Raw genomic sequence first — 20,019 nt, 5'->3', positions numbered from 1 at the left:
ACCTTCTCCGCAACGCACCATGCCCACCGCGCCCTTCACGGTTCTGATTCCTGCCCGCCTTGCCTCCAGCCGCCTGCCAGGCAAGCCCCTCGCAGACATTGGAGGCCTTCCCATGGTCGTGCGCGTGGCACAGCGTGCCGGCCTCAGCGGCGCCACGCGCTGCGTGGTCGCGGCCGATGACGAAAGCATCGTCGCCGCCTGCGCCGCGCACGGCGTTGCAGCCGTGCTCACCCGCAGCGACCACGCCAGCGGCAGCGACCGCCTGGCCGAGGCCTGCGAACTGCTGGGCCTGGATGGCGACGACATCGTCGTCAACGTCCAGGGCGACGAACCGTTGATCGCTCCCGACCTCATCGATGCCGTGGCCGCCCTGCTGCCGCAGCAGCCCTCGGCCAGCATGGGCACGGCGGCACATGCCATCGACAGCCTGGCCGACTTCACCAATCCGAACGTGGTCAAGGTCGTCTGCGATGCCCAGGGCATGGCCCACTATTTCAGCCGCGCCCCCATCCCCTTTGCGCGTGAACATGCAGGCCAGGCATGGTGGGAGGCGGCATCTGCAGCGGCAGCGCCGGGCCACCCCGGCTTCGCACCACTGCGCCACATTGGCATCTACAGCTACCGTGCCGGTTTCCTGCGCAGCTTCCCGCAGCTTTCTCCCGCCCCTACCGAGGTGCTGGAGGCGCTGGAACAGTTGCGTGCGCTGTGGCACGGCCACCGCATCGCCGTCCACCTCACGCCCCATGCACCAGGCCCCGGCGTGGACACCCCCGAAGACCTGGAACGGGTGCGCGCCCGGTTGTCCGCCTGAATCCGATCCCGCATACACCAATACAGATGCGCCAATGGCGATGCCCGGCATCGCCATTCACAACACAACTGCACATGCGGTTTTGTCGGACAGCAAAACGCAGTTTTTGGAGATTGCACAGGCGACAGTTTTGCCCTCTGCGTGTAAGCCAGTGTTAGCCCTGTGCGTGCTATCCTTGCCCGCGACAAAAATATGACGCATGGACTGTCCGCCCCGGTGGGCCGATCCGGCAGACAAGAATTTCTACTCTCCTCAAGGACTTCCATGAAACTGATTTTGTTGGGCGCACCCGGCGCCGGCAAAGGCACGCAAGCCGCTTTCATCTGCCAGAAGTACGGCATCCCCCAGATTTCCACCGGTGACATGCTGCGTGCCGCCGTCAAGGCCGGAACGCCCCTGGGCCAGCAGGCCAAGGCCGTGATGGACGCCGGCCAACTGGTCAGCGACGACCTGATCATCAATCTGGTCAAGGAACGCATCGCCCAGGCCGATTGCGCCAACGGCTTCCTGTTTGATGGATTTCCCCGCACCATTCCCCAGGCAGACGCCATGAAGGCCGCTGGCGTGAAGCTGGACTACGTGCTGGAGATCGACGTGCCCTTCGACGCCATCATCGAGCGCATGAGCGGCCGCCGTTCCCACCCCGCCTCGGGCCGCACCTACCACGTCAAGTTCAATCCGCCCAAGGTCGAAGGCCAGGACGACGTGACCGGCGAGCCGCTGGTGCAGCGCGAAGACGACAAGGAAGAAACCGTCAAGAAGCGCCTGAACGTCTACAGCAGCCAGACCCGCCCCCTGGTGGACTACTACCGCGCATGGGCCGAAAAGGAAGCCGCAGCGGCCCCCAAGTACCGTGCCATCAGCGGCCTGGGCTCGGTCGAGGACATCACCCAACGCGCACTGGCTGCACTGGCTGAGTGATGCAGGCCATGTGCCGCAACGAAAAAAGCACCCGGCGGGTGCTTTTTTGTTGACCGCCGGCAACCGAAGAAATACCGGCGTCGCCGCCCGGCTCAATCGCGCGGCTGCGCTGCCAGCGCCAGCATCATCGCAATCCGGGCCTTTGCCACAGGCAGCTGCGCCAGATCGGCCTCTGCCGGGTTGGTCCCAAGGCCGGAGGCCACGGGCAGGCCTTCGGCACAGCGCGTGCCCCGCCAGATCCAGACACCCTTGTCGCGGGCACGCTGCAAGGCCGCTTCCATGCCTTCGTGAACCGTCGCATTGCCCGTGCCAGCCACGACGATGCCACGCACGCCTGCCGCCACCAGCGCATCTACACCGCTGGCACGCGCCAAGGCGCCGCTGAACACCACCTCGACCCAGGGCAGCTCATCCAGCGCCAGCAGACCTGATGACGTGAGCGCAGGCACCACGGCCCGCACGGACGGCGCATCGGGCACCAGCCAGCGCACACGCCCTTCCTCCACCAACGCCTGCGGCCCGCCTTCCACGGAGCGCATTGCCTGCAGCCGGTAGGGATGGACCTTCTGCACCTGGGCTGCCGCATGCACCTCGCCGCCTGCCACCACCCATACGCCGCTGCGCCCGCCGCTGGCAGCCACGGTCACGGCATCGCGCAGATTCTGCGGGCCGTCTGCTAACAGGGCCGTGGCCGGGCGCATGGCGCAGGTCAACACGATGGGTTTGGTGGCCGGCAGCAGGCTGTGCAGCAGCCAGGCCGTCTCTTCCAGCGTGTCCGTTCCATGCGTGATCACCACGGCACGTGTGTCCGCATCCTCCAGTGCCTGCATGCAGGCGCGCAGCAACGCGCGCCACACGGGCCAGTCTATATCCTTGCTGTCCACCTGCGCGATCTGCTGCGTCTGCACGGGTCCCAGCGCCTGCTGCTCCAGGTCCGGCACGGCCTCCAGCAGCGACTGCACCGTGATCTGCCCGGCCTTGTACCCCACGCCCTGCGACTGCGAATCCGCCCGGCCGGCGATGGTCCCGCCCGTGCCCAGAATCACCAACTTTGACTGCCCCACTTGCACCTCTTGGAAAACTGGTTAAAAATACAGATACTGTATAAATCATCAGATGGCCTCCCAGCCTGCCATCTGCCCTCAAGGACCGGACGCACGCCATGCTCGACCATCCCAAGCTCACCGCCCGCCAGCAACAGATCCTGGACCTGATCCAGGCCGCCATCTCCCGCACGGGCGCGCCTCCCACCCGCGCGGAAATCGCCAACACGCTGGGCTTCAAGTCCGCCAACGCTGCCGAGGAACACCTGCAGGCCCTGGCCCGCAAAGGCGTGATCGAACTGGTCAGCGGCACCTCGCGCGGCATTCGCCTGCGTACCGACACCGTGCGCAACATCAATGCCGCGCGCGGCACCAGCTTCGGACTGCCGCTGTCGGCCCTGGCACCGCTGATGCTGCCCCTGGTGGGCCGCGTTGCGGCGGGCTCACCCATTCTCGCGCAGGAACACATCGACCAAACCTATTCCGTCGAGCCCAGCCTGTTCCAGACGCGCCCCGACTATCTGCTGCGCGTGCGCGGCATGTCCATGCGCGACGCGGGCATCATGGACGGCGACCTGCTGGCCGTGCAGTCCGCACACGAAGCCCGCAACGGCCAGATCGTCGTGGCGCGCCTGGGTGACGAAGTCACCGTCAAGCGCCTGCGCCGCACCACGCAGGGCGTGGAACTTCTGCCGGAAAACCCCGATTACCCGGTGATTCGCGTCGCCCCCGAAGAGGCCTTTGCCATTGAAGGCCTGGCCGTGGGGCTGATCCGCAACAGCATGTCCATGTAAGCCGGACTGGCGGCCCTTCTCCGGCCGCCTCACCCCATTTCACGCACCGCCCAGGTGGTAGGCGCGAAGCCTTGGAGCTTCGCCCTGGGCGGAGCTTTGCCCGCAAACCGCAATCCTGCCTGTGTCCATGCCTCTTTGAAACACGCCAACAGGAGTCGTCACATGGGATTCGCTCTGCCAACACTGTCTTCTTTTTCCTTCCTGCGCCTGGCACATGGCATCCGCCTGACTGCGACCGCCATGGAGTCGGCCATGCCTCTTGCACAAGCCCCTGCGTGCCAGCCATTACCTGCCGCAGCACCCGAGCCCGCCAACGTGATCTCTTTCAGCAAGGCACGCCGGCGCAGCCAGCAGCGCCGCGGCAAGGCCGCACGCGCTGCAGACCATGGAGATGCCCAGCTGATCCTGCCATTGCTGCCGACGCAGCCCACCCTGCAATCCGCGCCTGAGCAGCCTTCAGGCCTGCGCATCATCCAGCGGTCGCCGCAGGAGCAGCCGGAATGCCTGTTCATCTCCGGGCGAATGGCGGATGTCTGCGCTGCGCTGGAGCGCATGGAGGCACACGGCGGATCAGCGTCCAACTGAGGCCCGATGCAAGGTGTGCGACACACCTTGCACGACACAAACCTGGGCGGCGCGGACCGCGTGCCGCACGAGGAATCGGCCTGCGCAAATCTGGTGCAGGCTGGCGGCCACCACTGCCCTGTAGCGCACATGCAACAAGTGGATGCCCTCTTTGCGGGAGGGGCGCCGGCCTGAAAGATAATTGATAAGCATTCTTATTATCTTTTGCAGCAGCGATTGCCACTGCGCGCCCGCCTCCTCCGCCCCAGCCTTCTCCGTGCACAGCCTCTACCAGAACCACCATCCCTGGCTGGAAAGCCTGCTGCGCAAACGCCTGGGCAACCGTGACGATGCCGCCGACCTGGCCCAGGACACCTTTGTGCGCCTGCTGCGCTCGCCCCTGCCGCAGCAGGACATCCGCGAACCCAGGCGCTACCTGGCCACCATCGCCCGGGGCCTGGTCGCCGACCTGTTTCGCCGCCGCACGCTGGAGCAGTCCTATCTGGACTATCTGGCCCAGTTGCCGCAATCGCTGGCGCCTTCGCCCGAAGAGCAGGCCATCGTCCAGCAGACCCTGCTGGATGTGGACCGCATGCTCCAGGGCCTTCCCCCCAAGGTTCGCGAAGCCTTCGTGCTGGCCCAGTTCGAGGAACTGAGCTACCCAGAGATCGCCCAGCGCCTGGGTGTATCGCTGCGCACCGTCAGCAACTACCTGACCCGGGCGATGGAGCATTGCTGCCTGGTCCTGGCATAGCCACATGGGCGAGAGACATCTGGAAGGCAACGACCGCCGCGCCTTGCATGAGGCCGCCGCCTGGCACGTGAAACTGCGCGGCGCCTCCGCCACAGCGGGCCTGCAACAGGACTGGCAAAAATGGCATGAGGCCGATCCCGCCCACCAGCGCGCCTGGCTGCGCGTGCAATCCGTCACCGTGCAGCTGTCGCATCTGCCCGCACCACTGGCGCGCCAGGCGCTGGGCCGTCGCGCCTCGCCCACCCGCCGCTCCGTGGTGCGTGGCGTGGCGCTGGGCCTGGGCAGCGGCGCCACGGCCTGGATGGCCTGGAAAGGCGCACCACTGGAAAGCTGGCAGGCCGGCCAGCGCACAGCCACAGGCGAGCGCCGGAATCTGACGCTGCCCGACGGCTCCCTGGTGGCCCTGGATACGGCCACCGCCTTGGACACCGTTTTCGACGAACGCCAGCGCCTGCTGCGCCTGCACCGTGGCCGCATCCTCGTCGCCACCGAGCCCGACGCGCTGGGCCGCCCCTTCAGCGTGCAGACCCCGCAAGGCCACGTACTGGCCCTGGGCACGCGCTTCACGGTCCATCTTGCGGACGATGGCCTGTGCCATGTCACCGTGCAGGAAAAGGCCGTGCGCCTGCAGCCTCTGGACAGCGATGCGCCCTCCGCGCAATTGCAGGCCGGACAGCAGGCCGCCTTCTCGTCCAGCGCCACCCAGCCGCCCACATCCGCAGACCCCTTTGCAGCCAGCTGGCATGAAGGCGGCCTGGTCGCGCTGGACATGCCGTTGGGCCAGCTGATTGACGCCCTTGCCCGCTACCGGCCCGGCTACCTGGGCTGCTCGGCCGAGGTCGCCGGGATGCTTGTCTCGGGCGCCTTTCCCGTGGATGACACGGATCGCGCCCTGGCCGCGCTCGTCAGCCGCTTTCCTCTGCAATTGCGCACGCGCACCCGCTATTGGGTGGAGGTGCAAGCGCGATCAAGCTGAGATGATGGGATGAGGCCGTGGCGAAGTCTCTCGTCCAGGCCGGCACTTCAGAGCGGCGCATACGGGTGATGCACCACGTCGAAGCCCTCCTCGTCGGAGGGCGCGACAAAGTAGCTCGTGATCAGGTCGAATTGCTCATCGCTGGCCTGAAACGGATGCTCGCCTGCCGCATTGCGCACACGCAAGCGCTGCTTGCAGACCTCGTCAGGCACATCCAGAAAATGCAGGCGGTGCGCGGCGCCCACTTTCTCGAACACGCTGCGCGCCCAGCCCCGCCCCTCCAGGGTATTGGCCGGAAAGTCCAGCACCACCGACACGCCAGCGTCCAGCAGTGCCTGTACATGCGCCCCCATCAACCCCTTGAGCCGCGTGCTGCAACGCACGTAATCGGCCACCGACTGCATCTCGCCGGGGTACAGGCCGGCCAGCCAGGAATCCTCGCTGACCAACACCGTTCCGGGCCCGGCCGCCAATTGCCGCGCCAGCGTTGACTTGCCCGAGCCGATCTTGCCGCAGACCATGTGCAGCGTGGCAAGCCGCGCGTTGGCGGCAAGGGCATCGGCATATTCTGCGCAACGGGGCCGGGACTGTTCGGAAACCTGCATATTCATCTCCTGAAAGGCTTGAGAAAACCCCGGAGACGGAATGAAAAAACCCGCCTCCTCTGGGCGGGTTGCATGGCGCTGAAGGCCGCTGGCTAACCCACCATCCAATGGATGGTGCGAATAATCTGCGTTGCGTTCAGGCGGGCCATGGCACACAGCATAGCGCAATCACGGTGTCTCAATGGGCCACCATGCGCACCAGCCCCAACCCCGCAAACAGCGCAGCCACGCCCAACACCAGCGAGCCCAGCGCATACAGCACGGAGGCCAGCCAGTCGCCACGCTCATACAGCATGCCGACCTCCAGCGCGTACGTCGAAAACGTGGTGAAGCCACCCAGAATGCCCGTGGTGATGAACAACCGCGCACTCTGCGGCAGCGATGTCTTGAGCGCAAACCACTCCACCACCACCCCCATCACGAAGGCACCCAGCACATTGATCGCCAACGTACCCAGTGGATACGCACTGCCCACCAGCCGCAGCGCGAGCAAGTTCGTGCCATGCCGGAGCGCAGACCCCAGGCCGCCTCCAACGAACACCAGAATGAAACCGTAGAACCCCATGACCGTCCTTTCATCGAATAACCGGGACGGGCGTGCCGGGCAGGATCAAGACATGGCCCCGCCACCGGCAGGACCCATCCCACCAAGGCAGGAGCCATCAGCCCTTCGCAGGGCGGTTTCGGGAAGCTCCATTCCCATCGTGCAGCGAGTGCTGGCTGCGGGGGCGAGTTTACTCTGGACCTGGCAAGCGGCAGAGGTGTGAGATTGCGTTGCAGGCGCTGGCCGTACCCTCCAAATGACCAGCGGCACAATGCAACAATGAAATTCATCGTGCTCCTGATCATTGCAGCGGCCTTGCTGTACGGCACAGCAAGGCTTTCCAACATTCACATCGGTGAGCGCGCCGCAGGCGGCCATGACGGCACATCGACTCCGGTACAAGAACGTTTCAGGCAAGCCGAGAAGGAGGCTCAGAAGACCGCTGAAGCAGCCCGCCGCGCTGCCCTGCGGGACGCCGAGTGAAGCGGGCCATTCGAACCAAGACGAAAGTTGCCAGGCATGCGGGTCAAAGGACTATTCTTCGTCTGTAATTCGATTCCGATCAGGCCCATCAATTCATCGATATGCATATGCGACTCTTGACCACAGCAATCTTTACAGCACTTTTCGCATTGCCTGCCGCAGCCCAGGTCTTTCAATGCAAGGATGCTTCTGGAAAGTCGACTTTCTCAGACAGTCCTTGCAGCAGCAATGACACTGGAGCTCTGATTCAGCGCAAAAAATCGGACGATGAGATCTCCCGTGAACGGGCTGATGCAGCACAGGCGAATGAACAAAAGTATCAGCGCCAGATGAACGAAATGCAGCAGCGCCAGATCGAGAGCCAGCAGCGTGTCATCGAGCAGCAAGCCCGCCAGACAACTGCTCCTGCGCCCGAGCAGTTCGGCGCGTCCCTTCAGTGCAAGCAGGCGCGCAAGGAGCTGGAATTCGTCTCCAGCATTCGCGCCATTTCCCAAGACGAAAAACGCATGCGGACCAATGCCGCTATCACGAGTGTCAATGCTGCATGCGGCTCAAATACGCCCCTGATGCAGGAGCCGCCGAAGGTGATTGGGACACCGCGAGTACCCCACTCCATTCAGCAACCAGTTTCTCAATGAGAACCAGGCACGGAACTGCCAGATATCGAGCGCAATCATGACTCCTCTCGCGCCACTCACCAGCGGGGGAACATATTCAGGCATTCTCCCAATGCCACACAGCCTCTTCAGACCGCCGCCAACCCGGTCTTCACCGACCTTGCCAACAGGCGGCCATCCACCAAGCCTTCTCAACATCGTCGTCGCCAATACGTTCCAGTGTGTAAGCCACTGATACGGTTGCGCGGAGCCGACCTTGTCCTGCCAGCCTGCGTTCGTTGGATAAGCCACGGGGCGAGCGGAGCAAGATGCAGCTTGCCATACGGAAGCAGCCTGTGCGGCTGGCATGGTGGGCCAACGGCCGCACTTCGCCGGCTTGAGCCTTTGCATCTGCGAGGCTTCTGTAACGACAGGTCCAAGATTTGGTACTGACCGAAGCCTCCAGCCTCAGGTAGGCACAAGCTTGAACGACAATGTGTTCGCCGGGCTTCAGGGCCTTGGCTGCGCGAGCCTCTTAGAACCTTCAAGCAGCCCAGCTCAGGCAAGTGCCGACGATGCCGAAGACAGAGCGCAACAACAGATTAAAGTGTTTGCCGACTACATCTTGCGCGGCAAACCGGAGATAAATCAAAGGCTTATGACAGATTCACAGGCAATGAACATCATCATTCTTGAAGAAGCCTTCTCCCTCTGATTATCAGAATATTCTCCAAAAGCTACACAAGAACCTACACTGCATTCAGCGGGGAGCGGGTTCTGCTTTTGCTAATTTCTCAGCCTTTAGAGCGAGCAGCTGCTCAGCTGGCAGCAGCGCCTCCTCTTCTGGCATTGGGTCGGCAAGGGAGCGGTGCAACTGGAGCAACTCGCTGGCTGAGCATCATGGACTCGTTGGCCTGGGGCGGCGCGCCCACGACGCCCGGCTGGTATGCGGTCATCGTGGACTATGGGCACCTACCCTTCCCTGCTGCACGGCGCTGGACCGGGGAGCTCTGGGACGATGAGCGCGGCATTCTTGCCTTCGACGGGCCGCACGCCGATGCCGAGGCGGCACTGGACTGGGCCATGGAGCGCTGCCCAGAGGATTGACAGGTTCGACTACTGCTTTTTCTGCACGCTAATGGATCCGTCGGCCTCCAGGAACATGCAGCGGATTTCTGATTCCTCGCAGTCTGCCTCGCGCAGCGCCTTCTCAATATCGTTGCGCGATACCCGGTGGCTTTTGCGCGCACCCTCGAAGATCGTTCCATCCCGCCCCAGCAGCACCGCCTCGCCCTCCAGTAGCTTTTCCGCCCCGCGCCAGCGTGCCGTCACGAAACCCACGGCCGTATTCAACGCAATGAGGATCACGCACACCAGCAGCCCGCCAGGAAGGGACTGATCAGACCCTGTCATGGAAGGCCCCGCTGCCTCGCTCACCAACATCACCACCAGCAGATCGAAAGGTGTGAACTGGCCCACGGTACGCCGCCCAGTCATGCGCATCATCAGCAGTAGCAAGACATAGACCGCCAGCGCGCGTACAGCCAACTCAAACGGATGGATGTCCAGGTTCCACATACCAACGCCCCTTCAATTCCGCCCCGCCCAGGGACTACGCGCTGAGGTGCGCACTGAACACTTGAAGGCCTGTCTCAATTGCCGCAATGCCTGCTGCCGTCGCGCAGGCGTCTCGGCCGCCGTGCAATCGCTGGGCACCCAGACCTCGTAGCCCGACATGCGTGCATCCGTAGCCGTGAGCATGACGCACATGTCCGCCGCAAACCCCACAATGACCAGCCTGCGCGCATTCATTCTGCCCAGCAGATGCAGCAGCGGCGTGGAATGAAAAGCCGAATGCTGGGGCTTGAGAATCACCAGATCCTCCGCATCGGGCGCAAGCAGTCGAGCGATCTCGCCACGCTCGCCAGCCAAACCCTGGCAGGCGGCAAGAATGTCGCTGAACTCGCTGTGCCAAGTGCCGTAGTTGTCGTTGGCGTAGATCGTAGCCACGCCCTTTTCACGAAGCCTGGCCTTGAGCCGGACAATGCGCCGGGCAGCCCGTACCGCTTCCTGCAGCAAAGGTCCGGCATTGGGAAATTGAAGCGGGTTGATGACATCCACCAGCAACAGCACCTCCGCGCTGTGAGGCACTTGCGTGGGTTCTAACCACCTCGGCCTAGGCATCACAGCATGGATTCGCGTTGCTGCTCCGCTCGAGATGCGCCGATGGCAGTTTCAACCTGCTTGACCTCTTCAGGGGGCGGCAGGACTGCTGGCATACCCAAGCTCTGGATCCACAGCTCGCGGCACCACCCCTTGGTGTGATACAGGTGATGGTCTTCGTCCTTTTCCACTCGAGCGTGGGCCTCCTTAAGGACCCTGCCCTTTTCACCTGTAGCCACCTCGGCGACCTTACCCAGAAGCTCCCAGTTGGCGTGGTCCTTGGTCTCAGCGTGGACCACGCACTCGCACGCCACGAGTTGCGCAGCGGCTGCATTACCACCTCTGAGAGCCAACTCCATCGCCTTCACCAGCGATGAGCCTATGTGCTTCACGACATCACGGGAAGGCGAAGCTTCGTCCGGATTGACCCCCAACAGTTCACATGTGGTGCGCACCACGTTCTGGTGGCTGAGCGTCTCTTCGAGATACTCTTCCCATTCCTTTTTAAGGTCATCGTTCAGGACACAGGTCAGAGCAGTTCTATACACCTGCTCACCTCCGAGTTCCGTTTCCATCATCTGCAGCAACAGATCTTTGAGCTGAGAATCGTCATAGCGTGGTTTAGCCATTTGCCTACTCCGGTTTACAGTTGCGGTCCGGCGATGGTCGGCCAACCTTGGCACTTTGCGCGTAAGCAGCAACTGAAGGGTATGTAGTGCTTCTCGAAAGTTACGTGTACGTCCAAGACCGTCAAATAATGGAGGGCGGACGGCACAATGGCTGTATGAGATTCATCGCGCTACTGATCATCGCTGCAGCCCTCTTCTACGGAGCGTCGCGGATTACCCACATACAGATCGGTGAGCGCGCCACAGGGGGCTACGACGACGCATCAATGACGCCGCGGCAACGCGTCATCCAGGCCGAAAAGGAAGCCCGACAGGCGGCAGAAGCAGCGCGAACCGCGGCGATGAGGCAAGCCGAGTAGCACCGACGTCGCAAGAACAAGGCGATGGGAATCTGAATCGACAACCCTTTATCTGTTACTTCTAATAACACAACAATGCGAGGAATTTCAGCAATAGAAGTCAAATTGCATGCATTAATCCATCCTATTTAAGCAATCAACAAATAGCTCCTAAAATAAGATCAGACTTCTTTCACAAGGAGTAAAAAAGTGCAATTCAAACATATCATTTCTGCCGCCGCAATAACTCTTATTACAGGGACGTCTCACGCATGGAATTTGGTTTACTCACATGACGCTAGCGGCACCCCTACGGCAGGTTCGCTGCAGACGCTGCGAACCGCCCTTAATAATGGCTCCAGCTTGAAGGTTCAACTCATATCTCCGAATGTGCAGACGTGGACTCTGTACTGCACTCAGCACGGCGTCAAGGCCGATGCGTCTCAAGCAGTTGTTTGCCTAAGCAATACCAATCTAGGTATGGATGTGCGAGTAGGCCCCAACTTCGGAGTGGTCGGTTTGCCTCCAAGCTCCACTAGCTATGCAGTTAATACGACTGGGCAGTTTGTTGAAACCAACATCAATCACAGCAACGGGGCAGTGGTCAATAGAGCCGTAAGCAATGTTTCAATGCAGTGGTTCGTTGACTAAAAGATGCGTCTATTGCTCGATCGGCCGCGTGCACACCATGAGCGCAGCCATCAGCTGGATCTCGTAGGCCTCGCGCCGCTCGATCTCGGCCAGGGCGGCCTGGGTGAACTGGTCCACCGTGGCGCCGGGGCGCAGCTGCTCGGTGGGCATGGCCGGTCGCTCAGGCACCGGCTCGTCGCATGCCACCGGCACGGGCACATTCACGCGCTGCAGCTCGACGCGCGTCGGCGCGGTCTGGCAGCCGGCCAGGGCCAGCAGGGAAGCCAGCACCGCGAATTGACGAATTGAGCAATTTGTTAATTTCACGGCTTCGCCCTCCCCTGCAGCCAGTTGTCCACCCGGTGCTGGGCGCTCGTGCAGGCATCGCCGGGCACGGCCGGCGGAGCGGCCAGGATCTGGTCGGCGCGCTGCTCGTGCGTCCGCGCCTGGACAGCGGCGCTGGTTCGCGCGGCCTCGCCCTCCTTCTTGCGCCGGTCGGCCAGCTCGCGCAGGTCATCGACTGCATCGCTGCAGGCGACGGCCAGGTCGCGGGCGCCGTCCCGCTGCTGGGTCATCTCGCCCACGCTGGCCCGCGCGGCTGTGGCGGCGTCGCGCTGGCCCAGGTAGGCCCTGGCCAGCAGCACGTTGCCGAGTAGGCTGGCCAGCAGCGCGAGGACAGCGGCCGCGAGCAGTTTCGGTGTGATCCCGGTCACCTCCCGCCCCTCCACCAGTACCACCACATTGCGATCCAAAGAGCGTTCATGGCTGGGCCTCCATACACGCGGCGTGCCGCGCCTGTTGACGGGTCCAGACGCCGCGGCAAACCTTGTTGCCGGGCGTGCTGCAGTCGTAGCGCCAGCGCTTCGGGCGGCCGGCCGCGTCCCATTGGTAAGGCTCCCAGCCCGATCCCTCGCGCTTCGGGCTGGTCATGAAGCGATAGCTGAGCAGAGCCTCGCATGCGGGCGCGAACTGCCCGGCCAGCAGCCGCGTGCGCATCGGGCTAGCGCGCCAGGCGCCGATGCCGTATTGGTAGGTGAAGTCCAGGTAGAGGTCGTATTCCGCCTGGTACAGGGCCACGCCAGGCAAGCTTGCTCGGAACATGGCCTCGTCCTTGGATGTGTGGCTGCGCACCAGCTGCAGCGCGCGCTCGCGCGTGATTGGCGGATCGGTCATCTGCACGGGCGTGCCGTCCTCGTAGACCGTGGAGCCGTGGCCGATGGTCGGGCGGTCACCCTGCGTCGGGATGTGCGGGTCAGGCCGGAAGCCTTCCAGGCCCAGCGTGGCCAGCAGCCCAGCCGCCGAGATGGTGAGCGCGGCGACGGCGGTACGCGGGGCCTTGCTCATGGCGCGCCCCAATCCGTTTCAGGCTCCGGCTTCAGCCCGGCCAGCCGCGCGAGGCGCTGCCGCTGCTGGGCGCGCTGATAGTCCTGTCGCCACTTCCAGATCAGGTAGCCGGCCTGCAGCACGATGAATGCCAGCGAAGCCACCACCAGCCATTCGCTGAGCGGCAGCCCCCAGACCTTGAACACCCCGGTGGCAGCAGCGCCTGGCGTGGCATGGACTGCGGCATTGGCCAGGTCCTGCCGCTGCTCGGCGCTCAGGTGCTGGTGGATGCCCATCAGCGCGAGCAGGGATACGAGGTATTTCTTCATGGCCCCGATGATTCCGGGGCCGGGCCGCGCTGGCGAACCCTACACGGGGGCCGCAGGCCAGCCGACCGCGACGTCGATCTGCGACAGCGCCAGGGCGTCGTCGGCCACAGCGTCGATCTGGTCCTCGATGCGCTGGCGCGTGCCCGTCAGCAGGCCGTGCACTTGGCGGTATGCGTCATCCTTGGCCCGGATGCGCTCGGCCAGCACCAGGCGGTCAAGCCCGCGCGCCAGCACTGCAGCGTCGATCCATGGCGTGGCCGCTGCTGGGTCAGCCTCAAGCGCCCTCGCCTCTTCCGTCTGCACAGGCCACGATTCGCGCTCGCTCAGCGGGTAGCCTGCGGCGATCACCTGGATGCGGCGCCGGTACTCGGCGGCCAAGGCTTGGCGCAGCCCGGCAGCGATCTCGGCTGTCGGCCGAAGTTCGGCAGGTAGTGGCACGCCGCCGCCCGCCAGCCAAGCCCGGTACTCGACGGCATCGGGATTAGGCGGTAGGCCCCGGACATCAATCAATGGGATGGTTGCTCGCACGCCGTCGTTCCAGCTGAATACGTGCCCCGTTTCGCTCGAAAGCTGGTAGCTGATCATGCGTATTCACCCCCGCTGGTCCGCGTGCCAGATGAATTTCCAGGAAGAAAACTTTCACCAGCGCCATTGACGTTGATCATCGAATTACCTGCTGTGATATACCTCGGCCCTGTGGCTGAGCCTGTGAATGTCGGCAAAACAATACGTGCATAACTTAGTGAGCCAGCATAAATGAATGCCGTGATAAAGGAGCGCGACCCAGTAAGCGTGAACGCCACAAGCGTGGTATCAAGAAATCCGTTGTCCAGGTTTGCAAACGATGGTGCATTGCCAACGATCTGGGCTGTGCCTGATATGACAACTTGCCCACGCACCGCAGCAGCAACGTGAGCATATCCACACGCCCCATAGATATTATCTGCACCAGTTATGAATCCGCCGCTTGTGCCAACCAAGGCGGATATTGATGACGATTGGAGTTGACATTTTGAAACCGTGACATCAGTGCCACTGCCAGACGATGCAATGCAACTGGCCGTAGTAGAAATCACCACGCTCCCGGGGTTTGATGCATTTCCCTGGATCAGCACTCGACCATTAAGTGTCCTCGTGAAAACTGCACCATCTGTGTATGTTCCATCTGCGATTTGCGCGGTGACTGTGAACCCTGCAAAATCAAGAGGCAAAACCACATCAGCAACCCGCTGTATTGTGCGAAACGCCCCGCCTGCCGTATTTGCCAGCCCCGTATTACTGTCGCTGCCGTCTGTTCGGACGTAGTAGGTGCGCGCGGCGGTGAGCAGCTCGCGCACGCCGGGCAGCGTGTCGCCCGTGGGCAGCTCGCGGATACTGCCGCTGACGTTGACCAGGGGACGCCGAGAAGCCATGTCAGGCCAGCACGATGGGAAGCTGCGACTGGAAGTTCACCGAGGTCGCGCTCGTGGCATAGCCGATGTTCTGGACCACGTTTCCAGTGGCAGAGGGAACCGTTGCGGCGCCCTTCCCGGCCGTCGTCTGCAGGAAGACAGGGCCCGGCGTCTGCGCGGTGACCTGGGTGTTGGGGCCCTCGAAATAGACCGTGGCTGCCGCAGCGCTGGCAACTGCGGCGAGCACGAATCCATGCGCCTCCTTGCCCGTGATGGTTGCGTCAGCCTTGCGCGCGGCAAAGGCGCCAGCGTTGCTCCAGATGTTGACGTAGTCGCCCGCGGCCAGGGCCTCGCTCGCGGTGATGGATGCTGTGTCGGCACCGATGCCCACGGGCATCATGCTCGTGTCCAGCCGGCCCGTGCTGTCCAGCGCGGGGATGTCGCCATCGTTGCTGGCCCCCGTGGAGACCACAACGCCGGAGACGCGGGTCAGGATGCCGTTGATGAGGCGAATGAAAGTCTTGGCAGCCATGGTGGCCTCCTATGCAAGGGTGATGGGTGGGTTGATGTCGATGAGGACGCGGGTGGCGGACAAGGCCTCCCCGATGACTTGGGAGAACAGCGCTCCGGGTGGCAAAGCCTGAGCCAGTTGGCCTGCCAGCCCGACCAGCACCGGGCCTGGCGCCCAGGACCAGCCGCTGTGCTCCAGCACAAAGCCGGTCTGCACCACAGCGTCGTCGCCGGGGCTGTATGCGTCGGCCACCACGCCCAGCACGGCGCCGCGATGGGAAGGGTCCGTTGCATCGGCCGCGATGAGCTCGCCCTGGGCGTTGCAGGCCACCACGCTGTGGCCGCTGATGGAGGACGGGCCGACCTTGACCGTGATGGCGTCGCCAGCCGGGCCAACAGGGCCGCGCTTACCCTCCGGCCCAGGGATGCCCCGCGTCACGACGACAGCGGGCGGCGCTGACTGCTGCACCACATGGGTCTTGCCACCCTCGCGCGTCACCACGACCGAGGTCTGCCGCTCGATGACGGCGGCCGATGGTTCGGAAGAGACGACTGTGGTCACCGGGTGCCCTCCGGGTACAGGGCGAAGCGCAGCTCGTACTGCAGCTCCACGTCACCGCTGGGGCGCGTGATCTCGATCTGGCCAATGCAGGAGGTCCAGCCGGGCGCAATGGGTCCGTACACAAAGGCAGCGGTCTGCTCTGCCGTCATCAGCAGGCGCAGCCATGCGCCGTCCAGCTCAATCCCGCCGTTGGCCGTGCTCAGCTCCAGCAACACCTCCGGGTCATCGATCTCGCGCCGCAGCTGCATGCGGGCCGTGCAGCCGGTGTAGTCCTCGGGCACCTTGTCGGTATCGGGCACCGGCTCGCCGCTGCAGGCCTTCACCACGTCATCGCATTCTTCGCGCACGGGATAAGCCACGCTGTAGCGCTCCAGGGCGGTGCGGAAGGTCGCGCCCTGGTAGATGGTGAAGTCGAGGCAGGCCGGGGTTGTCATGCCCCGCAGTGTTCCCGGCAGGGCCGCTGGAGGCGAACCCTAGCCGGGGGCGGTCAGCCGTCGCTGCTCTTGATCGCCACGGAGTTCAGCCCGGCCATGGCCTGGCCCGCAACCTGGCTGTGCGTGTTGGCGTTGGCGGCGGCAAGTTGCGTGATGGCGGCCTGCATGCTCTGCATGCTCGACTGCTGCACAGTTTGGGCACGCATGCGCGCATCGGCGTAGCTCACGTTCACATCCGCCTTGGAGCGGTAGAAGGTGGCTGCCATCTGCGCGTAGCTGACGGCCGCAGCGGTCTGGGCCTGGTAGGTCACGAGCTTCTGGCGCTCACCTTCGAGCTGCGTGCGCGCCAGCTCGCCACGTGCGGCCACGATCTGCCCGTACTCGCGCAGCGCCATTTCGTGCACGCGCGCCCGGGAGTCGTTGGTGATCGCGGCGGCCCGCACCATCTCGACCTTGGCGTCGATGCCGGCGCGATAGGTCTGGACGGCCTGGCCGTCTGCCCGAACCTGGGCGTCGTACACGCGCACCTGTAGCTCCTGGCCTTCCAGCGCGGCGCGGTAGCCGGTCCACTCGGTGGCCTTGGACTGGACCTCGGTGGCGCGCGTCTGCACCTGGGCCTGGAACAGTTCCAGCTTGAGCTTCTCCAGCCCCGCCCGGCTGACGATGGCGTCGATGCGCGCGCGGTAGACGTTCGCCAGGGACTGCAGCGACTCCATGCGGGCGCGGTAGACGTTGACCTTGGCCATGTCCACCTGGGTCAGGGCCTGCAGCGCATCGACCTCGGCCTTGTACAGGTCGATGGCCGCCATCGCGCCCTTGAGCCGCACCTCGTATAGCGCGACCTGGGCACGCCAGGCCTCCAACTTGGCGCCAAAGGCCTTGACCGCGATGTTGTAGGCCTCCACGGCCATGCCCACCACGGCCTTGGCGTGCTCGAGCGCCTGTCCGTTGATCTGCACCAGGTTGCCGTGATAGCTGAGCATGGCAGCGAGCACGGACTGGCGCAGGTTCATCGAGGTGCTAATCGCAAACTGCAGGTTGGTCTGCTCCATCTCGGCCTGCTTCACGACCAACTCCACATTGGCCCGAGCCAGGTTGTCGGCGGCCGCCTGGCGGGCCTTGGCAGCCGCGGAAAGCAGCGCGCCTGGTGGCAGCGTGTAGCCCCGGTCTGCAGCGTCGGCCCAGGCCGCATCGCGCACACGCCGGTACTCGCCCAGATGGCGATCCTTCGCCCGCTCGATCACCGCACGCTCGACATCGCCGCTGAACCCGGAGCCGCCGGCCATCAGCTGGGACAGGCGCAACTCCATCGTCTCCATGCTGGAGTGGTAGCGCGGACAGTACCTGGCCAGCATGGCGTCGAGCTGGCCGTCCAGCACCGACATCATCGCGGCGCTGGCTCCGCGCTGGGTGGTCTCCAACTGCGCGGCCAGATCCGTGGGCGCTTCGGCATCGAACACGGGCGCAGCAGAATCGAACACCGGCAGCACGATGGTGGGCTTGTCGGGTGCTGCCCGGTCCTGGATCTGCGGCTCGGCGATCAGGGGATTGATGAGCTGGTCGGGCGGATCGGGGAAGTCGTAGCTGGTGTTGATCGAGGGCGCGGAGATGGAGAAGTCCGCCAGCGGGGCCGGCGACGAAGGCATCGTGATGGTGGGCACCACCGCTGTGGCGACCGGCAGCCCGCTGATGTCGATGGGGCCGATGTCCTGGAACTGCGGCGCAGCGCCTGGAGCCTGGGGCAGCTGGAAGTCCACGCCGGCAAACTCGGGCACGGGCTGCAGCACCGGCGGCTCCAGCGGCTGGTCGATGGGGTCCAGCTGCGGGTCGGGCTGCAGGTAGCCGATGCCTGTGATCATGTTGCTCACGTCGCGCAGCGCCTGCTGCGAGTCCGACAGCACCTGGGCCGCAAAACCGCGCTGGTCGTCAATGATTTCTTCTACCGATGCCATGGTCAGATCCTCCGTGTCTTGTTCACGACCTCGGCCTCGAGGTCATCAATGGTCAAAGCGCCGCGGCCGGAGAGCTCCAGTGCGTAATAGCGCGCGTCCACTCCCTTGCCGAACTTTTGCCGGTAGTTCTGGGCGCTGGAGCCTCGCGGGGTGTCGTAGGGATAGCGCTCCTGGCACTTCTCGCCCACGGCGAGCACGAAGCGACTGCAGGGCGGCATGCGGCCACCGACATAACAGCTGATCCAGGCCTTGCGCTGCGCGCTGCCGAAGTCCGTGGTGCCGGTGTGCAGATGCCAGGCAATGGGCTGGCCGGCGTCAGTGTCGCCGCCGAGGAAGTACAAGCCATCTGCGGCCATGGCCACATAGCGGCCGCGCCAGCGCACGATTCGGCTGAACGGGAACGCCGTGTAGCGCGTGACCTCGTTGCCGCCGGTCTCCAGCTGCGTGCGCAGGTTGACGGCGTAGGCCTCGTGCACCACCGGCACCTCGGCCGTGGCCACCAGCAAGGCGCGCGCGGCCGGCGCCACCAGCACGATGTCGGCCCAGCCACCGGCAATCGCCGCGGGCGCTACCAGGTCAAAGCTGGCCGTGGCCTCGCCATAGGCCTCCAGTTGCACCACGGGTATCGGGCACACCAGATGGATCTGCGCCAGCCCCTCGGTGGAAGCCTCCAGGCTCACCACGGCAGCCGGTGCCACAAGCTCGATGCGCGCGCCACCCACGAATTCGGCACGCGCGGCAGGCGCCACGAGAGCAATCTGCGCCAGGCCCTCCACCGTCGCTTCGAGCAGCACCTGCGGCATGGGGCACACCAGCTCGATGCGCGCGATCTCGCTGACCGTGGCCTGCAGGCTCATGACGGGAGACGGTGCGACAAGCTGCACCTGGGCACCGCCCACCAGCGCTGCCACAGCGGCAGGCGCCACCAGCTCAATGCGGTTCGAGGCATCCGATCCTGTCAGCGCCACACGCGCGGCTGGGGCCACGAGTTCGATGCGCGCCCCGCCCAGCAGTTCCACCCGGGCAGCCGGCGCCGTCAACTGGATCTGCGCCAGTCCCTCGACCGTGGCCACCATCTCCAGCACGGGCGAAGGGCACACCAGTTCGATCTTGTTCAGGATTTCCTCGGCGTAGTCGGAGCCGAACGCGACACGGTGCCAGTCCTCGCTGAGCACCATGTCTTTCCAGAGCCCGGGCGCCTGCGGCAGCACGAAGGCCACACGGGCCGGCGATGGGAACGAGCCCCATTCGTCCGGCGCATCCCAGTGAGCCCACACCATGTACTCGGTGCCCGGGTCCACCGTGATGGTGCCCAGGTCGTACTCCGCAGGGCTGGCCGTCAGCGTGGCGCCAGAGGCGTTGCCCTTGTAGCGATAGGCGCGCACGCGCTCGGCCGGCAGCTTGATGTGTCGCAGCGCCGGTGGGTCAAGGTCGTAGTACCCCTCAAAGGCCGGGTTGTTGATGTCCGGCTCGGGCGGGTAGCCAAAGCGCAGCCCCAGCGAATCCTGGTCCGAGGCCTTGTACAGGGCCACGCCCAGGTAGACCGTCGATCCGTTGTCCAGGACCTCGTAGACATGCACCTGGGCCTGCCAGGTCTCTGGACTGCCTGGGGGCTGGTAGTAGCTCTCGGCGCGGCTGAAGTACGCGTATCCGGCAAGTTCGGCCAT

At 64.3% G+C, this 20,019-nt stretch carries 27 protein-coding genes and 1 riboswitch; of the genes, 10 read left to right on the top strand and 17 right to left on the bottom strand.

Annotated features, from left to right (window positions below):
* Positions 1-19: 19 nt before the first annotated feature.
* On the top strand, positions 20-811 hold the full coding sequence (kdsB, locus tag AC57B5_RS05065) for a 3-deoxy-manno-octulosonate cytidylyltransferase (RefSeq protein WP_496398914.1): 792 nt from the start codon (positions 20-22) through the stop codon (positions 809-811).
* A 264-nt stretch (positions 812-1,075) separates the two neighbouring features.
* Positions 1,076-1,732, top strand: a complete 657-nt coding sequence (gene adk, locus AC57B5_RS05060) for an adenylate kinase (RefSeq protein WP_496398913.1) — start codon at positions 1,076-1,078, stop codon at positions 1,730-1,732.
* Between the two features lie 92 nt (positions 1,733-1,824).
* Here adk and AC57B5_RS05055 read toward each other — a convergent pair whose 3' ends face one another.
* Complete coding sequence (locus AC57B5_RS05055) at positions 1,825-2,796, bottom strand: asparaginase (protein WP_496398912.1); 972 nt, start codon at positions 2,794-2,796, stop codon at positions 1,825-1,827.
* A gap of 98 nt (positions 2,797-2,894) precedes the next feature.
* Here AC57B5_RS05055 and lexA point away from each other — a divergent pair, with 98 nt between their 5' ends.
* The 4 genes from lexA to AC57B5_RS05035 all read left to right on the top strand — a co-directional run bounded on the left by lexA (position 2,895) and on the right by AC57B5_RS05035 (position 5,863).
* Positions 2,895-3,569 carry a transcriptional repressor LexA gene (gene lexA, locus AC57B5_RS05050; protein ID WP_012205399.1) on the top strand — a complete coding sequence of 225 codons (675 nt, stop codon included), beginning with the start codon at positions 2,895-2,897 and terminating at the stop codon, positions 3,567-3,569.
* A 162-nt stretch (positions 3,570-3,731) separates the two neighbouring features.
* Complete coding sequence (locus AC57B5_RS05045) at positions 3,732-4,154, top strand: hypothetical protein (protein ID WP_013802588.1); 423 nt, start codon at positions 3,732-3,734, stop codon at positions 4,152-4,154.
* 256 nt (positions 4,155-4,410) lie between these two features.
* Positions 4,411-4,887, top strand: a complete 477-nt coding sequence (locus tag AC57B5_RS05040; RefSeq protein ID WP_043781909.1) for a sigma-70 family RNA polymerase sigma factor — start codon at positions 4,411-4,413, stop codon at positions 4,885-4,887.
* A 4-nt stretch (positions 4,888-4,891) separates the two neighbouring features.
* Positions 4,892-5,863, top strand: a complete 972-nt coding sequence (locus AC57B5_RS05035; protein ID WP_496398911.1) for a FecR domain-containing protein — start codon at positions 4,892-4,894, stop codon at positions 5,861-5,863.
* Between the two features lie 47 nt (positions 5,864-5,910).
* Here the strand turns inward: AC57B5_RS05035 and AC57B5_RS05030 are convergent, their stop codons facing one another.
* Both AC57B5_RS05030 and crcB read right to left on the bottom strand, forming a co-directional pair.
* The gene (locus tag AC57B5_RS05030; protein WP_496399432.1) at positions 5,911-6,468 is read right to left on the bottom strand and encodes a P-loop nucleotide/nucleoside kinase family protein; all 558 of its coding nucleotides are present in this window, start codon (positions 6,466-6,468) and stop codon (positions 5,911-5,913) included.
* Positions 6,469-6,646: 178 nt separating this feature from the next.
* Positions 6,647-7,033, bottom strand: coding sequence for a fluoride efflux transporter CrcB (gene crcB / locus AC57B5_RS05025; RefSeq protein WP_034393102.1), 387 nt, complete (start codon positions 7,031-7,033; stop codon positions 6,647-6,649).
* A gap of 81 nt (positions 7,034-7,114) precedes the next feature.
* Positions 7,115-7,178: riboswitch (Fluoride riboswitch) on the bottom strand.
* Between the two features lie 113 nt (positions 7,179-7,291).
* Between crcB and AC57B5_RS05020 the strand changes: the two genes are divergently transcribed.
* The 4 genes from AC57B5_RS05020 to AC57B5_RS05005 all read left to right on the top strand — a co-directional run bounded on the left by AC57B5_RS05020 (position 7,292) and on the right by AC57B5_RS05005 (position 9,198).
* On the top strand, positions 7,292-7,495 hold the full coding sequence (locus AC57B5_RS05020; protein ID WP_496398910.1) for a hypothetical protein: 204 nt from the start codon (positions 7,292-7,294) through the stop codon (positions 7,493-7,495).
* A gap of 107 nt (positions 7,496-7,602) precedes the next feature.
* On the top strand, positions 7,603-8,133 hold the full coding sequence (locus tag AC57B5_RS05015) for a DUF4124 domain-containing protein (protein ID WP_496398909.1): 531 nt from the start codon (positions 7,603-7,605) through the stop codon (positions 8,131-8,133).
* Positions 8,134-8,575: 442 nt separating this feature from the next.
* Positions 8,576-8,806 (top strand): hypothetical protein, encoded by a 231-nt coding sequence (locus tag AC57B5_RS05010; protein WP_496398908.1) that lies wholly within the window; start codon positions 8,576-8,578, stop codon positions 8,804-8,806.
* 185 nt (positions 8,807-8,991) lie between these two features.
* Entirely contained in the window at positions 8,992-9,198 is a 207-nt protein-coding gene (locus tag AC57B5_RS05005; protein ID WP_239971220.1) for a hypothetical protein, read from the top strand.
* A 9-nt stretch (positions 9,199-9,207) separates the two neighbouring features.
* On the opposite strand, the gene AC57B5_RS05000 is transcribed toward AC57B5_RS05005, so the two are convergent.
* The 14 genes from AC57B5_RS05000 to AC57B5_RS04935 form a co-directional block, all read right to left on the bottom strand.
* Positions 9,208-9,669 carry a DUF421 domain-containing protein gene (locus AC57B5_RS05000; protein WP_239971219.1) on the bottom strand — a complete coding sequence of 154 codons (462 nt, stop codon included), beginning with the start codon at positions 9,667-9,669 and terminating at the stop codon, positions 9,208-9,210.
* A gap of 12 nt (positions 9,670-9,681) precedes the next feature.
* Positions 9,682-10,275, bottom strand: a complete 594-nt coding sequence (locus AC57B5_RS04995; protein ID WP_496398907.1) for a cysteine hydrolase family protein — start codon at positions 10,273-10,275, stop codon at positions 9,682-9,684.
* A complete protein-coding gene (locus AC57B5_RS04990) occupies positions 10,275-10,883 on the bottom strand; it encodes a hypothetical protein (RefSeq protein ID WP_239971217.1) in 609 nt (202 codons plus the stop codon). Before AC57B5_RS04990 ends, AC57B5_RS04995 begins: the two co-directional genes overlap by 1 nt.
* 998 nt (positions 10,884-11,881) lie before the next feature.
* Positions 11,882-12,142, bottom strand: coding sequence for a hypothetical protein (locus AC57B5_RS04985; protein ID WP_416046446.1), 261 nt, complete (start codon positions 12,140-12,142; stop codon positions 11,882-11,884).
* Positions 12,143-12,174: 32 nt separating this feature from the next.
* A complete protein-coding gene (locus AC57B5_RS04980; protein ID WP_496398906.1) occupies positions 12,175-12,564 on the bottom strand; it encodes a hypothetical protein in 390 nt (129 codons plus the stop codon).
* Between the two features lie 46 nt (positions 12,565-12,610).
* Positions 12,611-13,195, bottom strand: a complete 585-nt coding sequence (locus tag AC57B5_RS04975; RefSeq protein WP_496398905.1) for a glycoside hydrolase family protein — start codon at positions 13,193-13,195, stop codon at positions 12,611-12,613.
* The gene (locus AC57B5_RS04970; protein ID WP_043821068.1) at positions 13,192-13,503 is read right to left on the bottom strand and encodes a phage holin family protein; all 312 of its coding nucleotides are present in this window, start codon (positions 13,501-13,503) and stop codon (positions 13,192-13,194) included. The genes AC57B5_RS04975 and AC57B5_RS04970 overlap by 4 nt, the downstream gene beginning before the upstream one ends.
* 39 nt (positions 13,504-13,542) lie before the next feature.
* Complete coding sequence (locus AC57B5_RS04965) at positions 13,543-14,088, bottom strand: HI_1402-related protein (RefSeq protein ID WP_496398904.1); 546 nt, start codon at positions 14,086-14,088, stop codon at positions 13,543-13,545.
* Complete coding sequence (locus AC57B5_RS04960; RefSeq protein ID WP_496398903.1) at positions 14,085-14,915, bottom strand: hypothetical protein; 831 nt, start codon at positions 14,913-14,915, stop codon at positions 14,085-14,087. The genes AC57B5_RS04965 and AC57B5_RS04960 overlap by 4 nt, the downstream gene beginning before the upstream one ends.
* 1 nt (position 14,916) lies before the next feature.
* Positions 14,917-15,426 (bottom strand): hypothetical protein, encoded by a 510-nt coding sequence (locus tag AC57B5_RS04955; RefSeq protein ID WP_496398902.1) that lies wholly within the window; start codon positions 15,424-15,426, stop codon positions 14,917-14,919.
* 9 nt (positions 15,427-15,435) lie between these two features.
* Positions 15,436-15,966, bottom strand: coding sequence for a hypothetical protein (locus AC57B5_RS04950; RefSeq protein WP_496398901.1), 531 nt, complete (start codon positions 15,964-15,966; stop codon positions 15,436-15,438).
* Positions 15,963-16,400, bottom strand: a complete 438-nt coding sequence (locus AC57B5_RS04945; RefSeq protein ID WP_496398900.1) for a hypothetical protein — start codon at positions 16,398-16,400, stop codon at positions 15,963-15,965. Before AC57B5_RS04945 ends, AC57B5_RS04950 begins: the two co-directional genes overlap by 4 nt.
* A 53-nt stretch (positions 16,401-16,453) precedes the next feature.
* The gene (locus AC57B5_RS04940; protein WP_496398899.1) at positions 16,454-18,352 is read right to left on the bottom strand and encodes a hypothetical protein; all 1,899 of its coding nucleotides are present in this window, start codon (positions 18,350-18,352) and stop codon (positions 16,454-16,456) included.
* A gap of 2 nt (positions 18,353-18,354) precedes the next feature.
* Positions 18,355-20,019: a hypothetical protein gene (locus AC57B5_RS04935; protein ID WP_496398898.1), complete on the bottom strand. Its 1,665-nt coding sequence runs from the start codon at positions 20,017-20,019 to the stop codon at positions 18,355-18,357.

This window comes from Delftia sp. BGA-UO-ETr-SB1, assembly GCF_059567865.1.
Note: the sequence above shows the minus strand (reverse complement) of the source record. Positions and strands in the feature narration are given on the sequence as shown.

Coding starts and splice junctions, on each gene's coding strand:
- kdsB (WP_496398914.1), top strand. CDS start 20: ATGCCCACCGCGCCCTTCACGGTTCTGATTCCTGCCCGCCTTGCCTCC.
- adk (WP_496398913.1), top strand. CDS start 1,076: ATGAAACTGATTTTGTTGGGCGCACCCGGCGCCGGCAAAGGCACGCAA.
- lexA (WP_012205399.1), top strand. CDS start 2,895: ATGCTCGACCATCCCAAGCTCACCGCCCGCCAGCAACAGATCCTGGAC.
- AC57B5_RS05045 (WP_013802588.1), top strand. CDS start 3,732: ATGGGATTCGCTCTGCCAACACTGTCTTCTTTTTCCTTCCTGCGCCTG.
- AC57B5_RS05035 (WP_496398911.1), top strand. CDS start 4,892: ATGGGCGAGAGACATCTGGAAGGCAACGACCGCCGCGCCTTGCATGAG.
- AC57B5_RS05030 (WP_496399432.1), bottom strand. CDS start 6,468: ATGCAGGTTTCCGAACAGTCCCGGCCCCGTTGCGCAGAATATGCCGAT.
- crcB (WP_034393102.1), bottom strand. CDS start 7,033: ATGGGGTTCTACGGTTTCATTCTGGTGTTCGTTGGAGGCGGCCTGGGG.
- AC57B5_RS05020 (WP_496398910.1), top strand. CDS start 7,292: ATGAAATTCATCGTGCTCCTGATCATTGCAGCGGCCTTGCTGTACGGC.
- AC57B5_RS05015 (WP_496398909.1), top strand. CDS start 7,603: ATGCGACTCTTGACCACAGCAATCTTTACAGCACTTTTCGCATTGCCT.
- AC57B5_RS05005 (WP_239971220.1), top strand. CDS start 8,992: ATGGACTCGTTGGCCTGGGGCGGCGCGCCCACGACGCCCGGCTGGTAT.
- AC57B5_RS05000 (WP_239971219.1), bottom strand. CDS start 9,669: ATGTGGAACCTGGACATCCATCCGTTTGAGTTGGCTGTACGCGCGCTG.
- AC57B5_RS04995 (WP_496398907.1), bottom strand. CDS start 10,275: ATGCCTAGGCCGAGGTGGTTAGAACCCACGCAAGTGCCTCACAGCGCG.
- AC57B5_RS04990 (WP_239971217.1), bottom strand. CDS start 10,883: ATGGCTAAACCACGCTATGACGATTCTCAGCTCAAAGATCTGTTGCTG.
- AC57B5_RS04975 (WP_496398905.1), bottom strand. CDS start 13,195: ATGAGCAAGGCCCCGCGTACCGCCGTCGCCGCGCTCACCATCTCGGCG.
- AC57B5_RS04970 (WP_043821068.1), bottom strand. CDS start 13,503: ATGAAGAAATACCTCGTATCCCTGCTCGCGCTGATGGGCATCCACCAG.
- AC57B5_RS04965 (WP_496398904.1), bottom strand. CDS start 14,088: ATGATCAGCTACCAGCTTTCGAGCGAAACGGGGCACGTATTCAGCTGG.
- AC57B5_RS04960 (WP_496398903.1), bottom strand. CDS start 14,915: ATGGCTTCTCGGCGTCCCCTGGTCAACGTCAGCGGCAGTATCCGCGAG.
- AC57B5_RS04955 (WP_496398902.1), bottom strand. CDS start 15,426: ATGGCTGCCAAGACTTTCATTCGCCTCATCAACGGCATCCTGACCCGC.
- AC57B5_RS04945 (WP_496398900.1), bottom strand. CDS start 16,400: ATGACAACCCCGGCCTGCCTCGACTTCACCATCTACCAGGGCGCGACC.
- AC57B5_RS04940 (WP_496398899.1), bottom strand. CDS start 18,352: ATGGCATCGGTAGAAGAAATCATTGACGACCAGCGCGGTTTTGCGGCC.
- AC57B5_RS04935 (WP_496398898.1), bottom strand. CDS start 20,019: ATGGCCGAACTTGCCGGATACGCGTACTTCAGCCGCGCCGAGAGCTAC.